Origin of the sequence: Streptomyces sioyaensis, assembly GCF_004122735.1 — a bacterium.
In the GTDB taxonomy this organism is placed as follows: Bacteria; Actinomycetota; Actinomycetes; order Streptomycetales; family Streptomycetaceae; genus Streptomyces; species Streptomyces sioyaensis.
The window spans coordinates 47,185-54,690 of the sequence record NZ_SDIF01000041.1 but is presented as its reverse complement, the minus strand read 5'-3'; the positions used below and the strand labels follow the sequence as shown (position 1 = coordinate 54,690).

The window sequence follows — 7,506 nt, the reverse complement described above, 5'->3', positions numbered from 1 at the left end:
ACCCCCGAACGCCCTCCGCACAACCCCCGCCTGGACGGCCCTCTCCCTCAGGACACCCGTCCCGACGGCTCCCGTCCTGAGAGCACGGGCCCCGAGGGGACGCACCCGGACGGCACCCGCCCCGACCCATCGGGGCCGGACGCCTCCCGCCCGCACAACGACGCCACCACCACCGACCAGGCCTCGGCACCGCACCAGGACACGCCGCCGTACCCTGCCGACCCGGGTTACCAGCCGCACCCCAACCAGCAGCCCCAGCACCCGAATTACCAGCAGCCGTACGCGCAGCAGCCGACACCCCAGAACCCCTACGCGCAGCAGCCGGCACCGCAGAACCCCTACGCACAGCAGCCGGCACCGCAGAACCCGTACGCGCAGCCGCCCCAACAGCAGGCTCAGACGCCGTACACACAGCCGCAGCAGGCCCCGCAGCAACCCCACAACCAGCAGCCGCACCAGCAAGCCCCACAGCAGCACGCCCAGCAGCAGCCGGTGCAACAGCCACACCAGCAGCCTCAGCACCACCAGAACCAGCAGCACCCTCAGCAGGCCCAACACCAGCAGGCTCCGCCGCCGCCACACGTTCCTCAGCAGCAGTCCAACGGCCTCCCGGCCGACGCACCGCACTCCCTCAACCGCATCCGCCACGACCTCCAGGGCGGCCCCCAGGGCCTGCTTCCGGCCCGCGCCATCGACCAACAACTACTGGCCGATGCCGTACCACGCCACCCCGACGGCACCCCGGTCCGTCACCCGGACCCCTTCCAGCCCTGGGCGCAGCTCCAGAACGACGGCGGCCTCGTCATCCCCGGCCGCTCCAACAACTGCGTCGACTGCAGCCGTTCCTTCCTGGAGACCTGGTTCGGCAATCCGCAGGTGTCCGCCCCGCGTACCTGGGACACCAACCCCGACGGCAGCCTCGACCGCCGTACGGGCGAGCGCAGCGGAATCCACAACATCAACCGCTGGGCCAACACGCCCTTGCGCCACTCCGGGAACACGGCCGAGGGCTACGCCCGCGTCGCCCAGGACCTGCACAACGCCGGGCCAGGCGCCGGAGCCATCATCGTCGTGGCGTGGAAGGACGGCTCGTCCCACGCCTTCAACGCCGTCAACCACAACGGCAAGGTGGTCTGGGTCGACGCGCAGTCCGGTCAGGTCAGCGCCCAGCCCATCCACACTCAGGGCGTAGACGTCTGGCACCTCACCCTCGACGCCAACCGCCAGCCCTACGTCCCCCAGGCCCAGCCCCAGCAACACCCACAGAACCAGCAGCAGAACCCGCAGACGCAGCACGCCCAGCAACAGCAACAGCAACAGCAACAGCAACAAAACCCGTACGCCCAGCAGCAACAGCACCCGCAGTACCAGCAGGCGCCCCACCAGCAGTCGCAGCCCACACCGCACCAGCAGCAGCCCCCGCAGCAGCCCGCGCCCTACCAACAGGTTCCCCACCAGCAGCAGCCGTACCAGCAGGCGCCGCAGCAGCCTTCGCCGTACCAGCAGCAGCCCCCACAGCAGGCTCAGCACCAGCAGCAGCCTGGGCCGTACCAACAGCCCCACCAACAGCAGCCGAGCCCGTACAACCAGCAGCATCCGCAGCAGCCCTCGCCGTACCAGCAGCACCCACAGCAGTACCAGCAGGCGCAACCGCACGCCCAGCAGCAACCTCACCAGCAGGCTCCGCAGCAGCCCCACAACCAGCAGAGCCCCTACGCCCAGCAGCAGCCCGGGCCGTATCAGCAACCCCACCAGCAGCAGAACCCGTACGCCCAGCAACCGCACCAGCAGCCAGGGCCGTACCCGCAGACACAGCAGCCGGGCCCACACGCCCAGCCGCACCAACAACAGCCGAACCCCTACACCCAGCAGCAGTCTCAGCCGAACCCATACGCCCAGCCCCAGCAACCGCAACCGCAACAACAGCCGCAGCAGCAAACCCCCTACACCCAGCCGCCGCAGCAACAGACTCCGCAGCAGCAGCCTGGCCCGTTCCCCCAGCCCCACCAACAGCAGAACCCGTACACCCAACAGCCCCAGCCCACGCCGCAGCCGCCGAGCCCGCAGCAGCAGGCGCCCCAGAACCAGCAGCAGCCACAGCAGCAGGCAGTACCCCAACAACAGCAAGCACCCCAGCAGCAACAGCAACCGCAGCAGCAGCCACAGCAACCGACCCCCAACGCTCAACCCCAGCACCAGCCGCAGCCCCAGCCCCACCACCCGCCGCAGCCGTCGCCGGACGTGCCTTCCCAGGACCTGCCCTCCCAGGACGAGCCGTCCGCCGGGGAAGAGGGCGCGGCGACCCCGCAGAACTCGCAGGAGGATGCCAACAGCCTCGGTGCGATCCGGAACGACCTCGATCAGGACACCGGCGGCCTGCTCCCTCCGCACCCCGACGACCAGGAACTGTTGGAGAACGCGCACCCGCGCAACCCCGACGGCACGCCACAGCAGTTCGCCAACCCCTTCGACCCCTGGGGTCAGCTCCAGAACGACGGCGGCAACACCGTCCCCGGACGCAGCAACAACTGCGCCGACTGCTCCCGTTCCTTCCTGGAGACCTGGTACGGAAATCCACAGGTTTCCGCTCCCCGTACGCCCGACACCGACGAACACGGAAACCCGGACACCTGGTCTCCGGAGAACAACGCAAACGAGAACCAGATCCGCTGGAGCGGCGCCACCCATACCTATGCCGGCGCGGGCAACGACCCCAACACCCCAGCCCGCATCGCTCATGACCTGCAGCAGGCCGGTCATGGAGCAGCAGCGATCGTCCAGGTCGACTGGCCCAACAACGGCGGCGGCCATGCCTTCAACGCCGTCAACTACCACGGCAAGGTCATCTGGATCGACACGCAGACCGGGCAGGTCAGCCACGACCCCCTCCACATCTCCCAGGCAGCGCACGTCTGGCACATCCCCCTCGACGCCAACCGCCAGCCGTTGCACGCCGATCACGTGGTGGCGAAGCCGGACGGCACCCCCTCCGAGCAGACCGACAGCAAGCCGGAACACACCGCAGACCCACAGACCGAGAACAAGCCCGACCACACCGCAGACCCACAGGCAGACCCGCAGACCGAAGAAACGGCTGACGACACTGCGGACGGCACCGCGGACGGCTCTGCGGACGGCTCTGCGGACGGCTCTGCGGACGGCTCTGCCGGCGACCCTGCGGACACCCCCTCAAATCCCACCGACCACACCTCCAGTGATCCGGCGAACCCACCTGTCGACCAGGTGGCGGCGACGCGTCCCGAGCACTCGCCCACCGATCAGCAGCAGTCACCCGCCGCTACGGGCGGACGCGAGAGCACACCCGACAACCGTGGTGCGGACGTCTCCCACCACCTCGCCGATGCGCTCCGCCACGACCAGAACCCATGGCTGTACGGCAAGCCCACCGACGACCCGGCCGCGGACACCCCGGCCGCGGACAGCAGTGATCGCCCTCGCCCGGACGCACCGGCCTCCCCTGCCGGCGACCACCACGATCCCGCACACGAGGCACCGGAACACAAGGCGCCCGCCGACCCGGCAGGGAAGCCGGACCCGTCGGTCGAACACGACGACGCCGACGACGACAGCAACAGCGACAACGACAGCCACACCACCAACGACAGCGACAGCGACAGCCACGAGCATGAGCACGACGCGGGTGATGATCCTGCCGAGCGCTACAAGGCGCCGTCGGCAAGTGATGTCCCCGTCGACGAGCCGCCCCACTTGCCGGACGCGATCGACCCCGGCGACACGCCTGACACCCATGACCTGGACTCCGGCGTGGAGGACAAGAGTCGTGGTGGATTGGTCGAACAGATCGATCTGGACGACACGGACCGCGTGCACGTCGACGACGATGGCCTGATCACCAGCATCGACGGGAAATCCGTCAAGGATTACCTGCAGGAACTCTCCGAGGCGCGGGCAATCAGGCACGCCGAAATGCGGTCGCCGCTTGAGGGGCCCTGTTCGGCCCTGGCGATCGACCGGCGCACCGGAATGATCACTGAGGGTCTCAACGGTGCGCTGACGGACGTCATCGATCTTGAGAACCTGCATCCGCTCCTGCGGGACAATTACCTGGGCCTGGCCACCTGGATGCATCCGATCATGGCGTCGGAGAATGAAATCCGGATGGGCAACAAGCTCGCAGCGGACGGCACCGCGGAGCGGGACGAAAACGGCAAGGTGATCCCGAACTCGGAGATGGTCTTTACCGGGAGGGCCTACTTCGACGATCCGTTGCGGCACGCCGAGGTAAAGGCCGTGAACGAGCTGCTGTGGGCCCGTCAACGTCAGTTGGAGAAGGAATGGCGCGACGCCCACGGGGATGACTCGACCCCGCCCCCGCTGAGCCGTGAGACACTGAATGACATGCGATTCGACCCGCGATGGATCGAAGACAAGCGAGGGAAGGGGAAGAACAAGGGGAACATCATCCACCTGCCCGGCCAATCAGCGCCAGCCTGCCCGAACTGCAACGGGATGCTCAGGGACGTACCGAGCTACGGCGGTCGCCAGCAGTACTCGATTGGGGATTACCGGCGCCAGGACGAGTCAAACCAGATACCTCCCGTAACGGATTAAAAATGCGCATCGAATACGAAGACTCTTACCTGGACGACGACATGCGCGTCCACTACGAAGATGAACTCTTCACGGGCGAAGTCGTCCACCGGGACGGCGCGGGCCGAGTGATCGCAGAAATCTCCTACGTCGAGGGAGTTCCCTCTGGGCCGCAGGCCGAGTGGTATTCCGACGGCACGAAGAAGAACGAAGGTCAGGCCACATTCGGGCTGGCCGTCGGAGACTGGCGCAAATGGCACCCCAATGGCCAGCTGGCCGAGCACTCGGTCTTCAGCCCGCAGGGCAGGCGAACTCATCGCCGGCGATGGGACAAGGACGGAAATCTGACGGAGGACAAGTCGTTCGCGTCTTGACGGAGGGAAAGTCATTCGCGTCTTGACGGAGAACAGGTCGTTCGCGTCTTGATCACCGACTGCTCCAGCCATCCGGTGAGCGAGCCGCCGCGCCGCGAGAATCGCATAGACCTGCATGGATCTGCGTTGGCCTGCATTGACCTGCGTTGACCTGCATTGACTGCATTGCCCTGCGTTGATCTGCATGGATCAGGAGAGAACCGTTATGCCCCAGGACGTTCCCACGCCGCCGAGCACCCCTGAGCAAGCGCTCGCCATCGTCCGCAGCCGCTACGCCCAGCCCAAACTGCCGGACGGCTCGCCCGCTCCCCTGCACGTCCACGAGTTCGACATCGGCTACCTGGTGTACGCCACCTTCCCTCGGGCCACGGAGACCGACGCGGCGGGAAATCCGCTGCCGGCACCGCCGGGTGGGGCGAAGATCGTGGTGTCCAAGGACACCGGGGAAACCGTCACCGTCCCCAACTTCCCCACCGAAGCGGCCATCGCGCTCTACCGACAGCAGCGCCTGAGTTCGTGAACCCGGGGCCCGCCCTGCGCCTGCCGAGACCGGTGCGGCGCCGGCCGAGCGCCGCGGCGTGAACTGCTGGAACGGCCGCTTCCCGCCCGGGAGGGACCGACGCGTCCCCCACCCCTGGAACGCACAGAAAATGTCGGCGAACTCTGTTTCCAACAACGCAAGTTGACCGTACGTGCGTTGCTATCGTCTGCGCTGACGATGAGCACTGTGGGGGCATGATGGGGAGACCTGGACGGCGGCCGGGGCATCGGCGTCTGGCGTGGGGCGCCGGGGGATTGTTCATCGCCTTCGTTCTCTACCTCTGCCTGGAGACGGCGGCGGGGCTGTTTCCGGACGTACTGAAATCCGTCGTGGGGGAAAGTCCGCGGCGGGTGACAGTTGCCTGCGTGCTGGCTCTGATCCTGGCGGGGGCGGCCCTCTACATTCGGCACCTCCGAGCACGGCTGGCGGACTCCTCGGACCGTGCGGAGGCGGATGCCGGGCAATTGCAGCGAGGGCGTAAGGCGCTGATCCACCAAGTGCACCGCACCTGGACGAACGGCCTTCAATTCCGCTTGACCGAAGCCGTCCGCCTCGAAGTCGGTCTGCAGGACTTTCCGTCCGCCGTCCATGACCCATGGGGGTCGGGCGAGCTCACCATCGAGGCCGGCACGCCACTTCCCACCGACACCGCCCTGCGGACCATGTTCGAGCAGCATGACCAGCAACTGCTGGTACTCGGCGCGCCCGGCGCCGGCAAGACGGTGCATCTGCTGGAACTGACGTCCGCTCTTATCGAAGAGGCCCGGGCCGACGCCGAGGCGCCCGTCCCGGTGTTCCTGCTCCTGACCAACTGGCGCGGCGGCCCGCTGGACGACTGGCTGATCTCAGAACTCCACCATCGATACCGGACATCCGCCGGCGTCACCCGCACTCTGCTGGCGCAGGGGAAAATCTGCTTCATTCTTGACGGCTTGGACGAGGTGGACCTGGAGCGGCAAGAGGAATGCGTCTCCAGGATCAACGCCTTCATTTCCGCCGACGGATATCCGCAGTGCGCCATCGCCGTCTCGTGTCGCCTCATCGACTACCAGCTCCTGTCACAGCGGCTCACCGTGAACGGCGCCGTGACGGTGCAGCCGCTGCCGGTCAGCGTCGTGCACGGCATTCTGCGTGAGGCAGGAGCCCGGGTGCGGGGATTACGCGCGGCGGCCGCGGCCGACCCCGACCTCGCCGAGCTGCTCACCACCCCCCTCATGCTCGGCGTCGCCGTGCTCGCCTACTCCGGGGTGGACGAGCACGCGGTCCGCAGCGCCGGCACCCTGGAAGAACGGCGCGGGCTGGTCTACGACGCCTTTCTGACACGGATGGTCACCCGGGACCGCACGCTGCGCGGAGACCACAAACCACCGCGATTCAGCGTCGACCAGGTGGAGGGCCGCCTGCTCCTCATGGCCAGGGAAATGCGCAAGTACCAGGTCACGGTCCTCTACCCGAGCGACCCGTTGCGGGTCATGCTCCAGGCCTCGCCCGAGGTATTGGAGCAAGTGCACAGCGGCAGCCGGCTCTTGCTGACGACTGTGAAGGTGCAGATCGTGTACTTGAAGCTCATCTCCTCCACCTCACCGTCCCGCCTGCTCTACAAAGCCACCCTCCGTCTGGCCCAGTACACCTCCCTCTTCCCCTACCTGCGCAAGGACTTCGTGCGCTTCGCCTGTGAACGTGCCCTCCTGCGACGCTCGGGAGACGGTGTGGCCTTCATCCACAAGACCTTCCAGGACCACCTCTCGCAGCGGGCCGACAGCATGACGCCGCAACAGCGCGGAGCGCTCTACCGGCAGGCCATCACCTCCTGATCCGGGCTCCGCCCCGCGTCCCCGTTACAGCCGGCCGGACCGGCGGGAATTCATCCCGTCGCAGAACCAGCTACTGTCAGCAGAGGGGATACTTCTCGCAGGTCGTGCCGCGTGCGGACGCCGTTCTGTACGGACACCGTTCGGTACGGACGCCGTTCGGCACGGTCCGGACCTCGTTGCGGCAACCCGCCAAGTGCTCCGTCCG

Annotated in this window: 4 protein-coding genes; all 4 read left to right on the top strand. The window is 67.4% G+C overall.

Translation table 11 applies throughout. The features are described 5' to 3' along the window. Positions 1-4,593 (top strand): toxin glutamine deamidase domain-containing protein (locus EST54_RS16560; protein WP_244942537.1); only part of this gene is annotated, 4,593 nt, incomplete at its 5' end. A 2-nt stretch (positions 4,594-4,595) separates the two neighbouring features. Beyond that, a complete protein-coding gene (locus tag EST54_RS16555; RefSeq protein ID WP_129248402.1) occupies positions 4,596-4,946 on the top strand; it encodes a toxin-antitoxin system YwqK family antitoxin in 351 nt (116 codons plus the stop codon). Between the two features lie 205 nt (positions 4,947-5,151). Continuing rightward, the gene (locus tag EST54_RS16550; RefSeq protein ID WP_129248401.1) at positions 5,152-5,466 is read left to right on the top strand and encodes a hypothetical protein; all 315 of its coding nucleotides are present in this window, start codon (positions 5,152-5,154) and stop codon (positions 5,464-5,466) included. 386 nt (positions 5,467-5,852) lie between these two features. Continuing rightward, positions 5,853-7,301, top strand: coding sequence for an NACHT domain-containing protein (locus EST54_RS16545; protein ID WP_161989294.1), 1,449 nt, complete (start codon positions 5,853-5,855; stop codon positions 7,299-7,301). Positions 7,302-7,506: the final 205 nt, after the last annotated feature.